The sequence below is a fragment of the Acinetobacter sp. 102 genome, from assembly GCF_037028485.1.
Lineage (GTDB): Bacteria > Pseudomonadota > Gammaproteobacteria > Pseudomonadales > Moraxellaceae > Acinetobacter > Acinetobacter higginsii.
Window position 1 is genome coordinate 1 of the sequence record NZ_JAZEZK010000052.1, and the last position, 1,821, is coordinate 1,821.

The window sequence follows — 1,821 nt, forward strand, 5'->3', positions numbered from 1 at the left end:
ATTGTGTGGACGAAAATAGGTAGAAGAAATCGGCTAAAATCTGATAAATCATTCTCAAAATTAACAATACAATGAAAATTTCTTTGCTCGTAGATCACCCAGAAGCGATTGGAAAAATTGCAAAGTGGTACTATAACGAATGGGCTTATCTCTCTTTACAGATTACCGAAGAAATGATGCATCAAAAGGTGCTGGAAAAATCAGCTAATCGTGATGTTATTCCTTTAGCAATCGTAGCTCATCATGAAAATGAATTGATCGGTGCTTTAGAACTGAAGCTACGAGAGAATAAAAACTATCCAGAATATGAGCATTGGATCGGTGGGATTTTTGTTGATCCTTTATGGCGAGGACAAGGTGTTGCCAGCCAAATGATTACGATGGCAAAAGAAAAAGCCAGAGAATTAGGCGTAACCATGCTTTATTTACAATGTGAAAGCCATAATATTTCACTATACCAAAGACATGGTTTTAAAGTGCTACATCAAGCCAATCACCATACGGTAGAAGCAACTATTATGAGATATCAACAATAAAAATTGCGAAGTTATGACTTTGTTTGGAGATACGATGGAACAAAAGTTATTTCAAGCTGCGAAAGTTTTTATGGAGAGCCATTATCCTAAAGGCTGGGGTGGTGTTGTTGCACTCGCCACTGAGAGTGGCAAAATTTTGATTAGTGTTGCTCCTGAAACACGAAATGATGCTTTATCACTTTGTATGGAAGTCGGGGCATGCTTGGAGGCACATAAAATCAATGAAAAAATTACACATTCCCTCTGTATATGTAGAGCGCCGGAACATTCAAATATTCTAATTTTAAAACCTTGTGGAATCTGCCAAGAGCGTCTTTCCTATTGGGGAGGAGATGTTCTAGTGGCAGTGAGTACAGCTGAGAACAAATTATTATTTAAATCCTGCCCTACCATTGGTCGATGGTGAATGGAGTACAGCTTTGATGCGGTATAAGCAAAAGTTGTCCGTATTTAAAGAATTAGGATAGTAAGTATATGCTGAGTTATCGTCTTCTCTGCTCTGATAGTGAAACTGATATAGCAAGTATTCAAGCTGTATTTGAGGCTAGTCCAAATTATTTTAAACTCATTCAAGGATATAGCGCAGAGAAAAATGCTGCTCGAAACGATCTAAAAGCTGTACCGAGTGGACATCCATTTACTGCAAAGTTTTTTTACGCGATTTATCATAAAGAACAGATAATTGGTTGTATTGATCTTCTGCGAGGTTATCCCGAGTCATCAATAGTATTTATTGGACTGCTATTATTTATAGAGTCTCATCAAGGTTTAGGCTATGGCCCGCAAGCAGTCCATTTTATTTCGAGTCTTGCGAATACTTGGGGATGTGATCGGTTGAGAATTGCAGTGGTTCAATCAAATGAACCTGCATTTGCATTTTGGTCAAAGAAAGGTTTTGTAGAACTTTATCGTAAAGAACTCAGTGAATATGTTGCTCCCGTCATTGTTATGGAGAGACTGCTAACTTTTAAATGAGAGGAACTAAATGAAACTCAACTCTTTTTCACCACTCCCTGAAGATGATGAAGAACTACATCTTCCTGAGCTGGTGTATTGGGCATCCATTGGTGATGTGGAACAAGTAGAGCAACTATTGGCAGAGGGGATAGATCCAAACCAAACCGATGATGAAGGTTATAGTGCATTGCAAGCTGCTGCAGAGAACGATTATTTGGCGGTGGTGAAGGTACTCGTGAGTAAGGGTGCAAATGTGGCGTATAAAGGCGAATATACGGCCCTACAGCTTGCTGAAATGGCAGAGCATAGCGAAGTGGTTGCGTATCTT

The 1,821-nt window shown here is 39.0% G+C and carries 4 protein-coding genes; all 4 read left to right on the top strand.

From position 1 onward, the window contains the following. Window positions 1-71: 71 nt before the first annotated feature. Window positions 72-536 (top strand): GNAT family N-acetyltransferase, encoded by a 465-nt coding sequence (locus tag WA352_RS21640; RefSeq protein WP_005320026.1) that lies wholly within the window; start codon window positions 72-74, stop codon window positions 534-536. A gap of 34 nt (window positions 537-570) precedes the next feature. Then, window positions 571-942 carry a cytidine deaminase gene (locus WA352_RS21645; RefSeq protein WP_005320023.1) on the top strand — a complete coding sequence of 124 codons (372 nt, stop codon included), beginning with the start codon at window positions 571-573 and terminating at the stop codon, window positions 940-942. Window positions 943-1,010: 68 nt separating this feature from the next. Then, window positions 1,011-1,511, top strand: a complete 501-nt coding sequence (locus WA352_RS21650) for a GNAT family N-acetyltransferase (RefSeq protein WP_005320020.1) — start codon at window positions 1,011-1,013, stop codon at window positions 1,509-1,511. Between the two features lie 10 nt (window positions 1,512-1,521). After that, window positions 1,522-1,821, top strand: a 300-nt coding sequence (locus tag WA352_RS21655) for an ankyrin repeat domain-containing protein (protein ID WP_336143903.1), incomplete at its 3' end; no start/stop codon positions are given.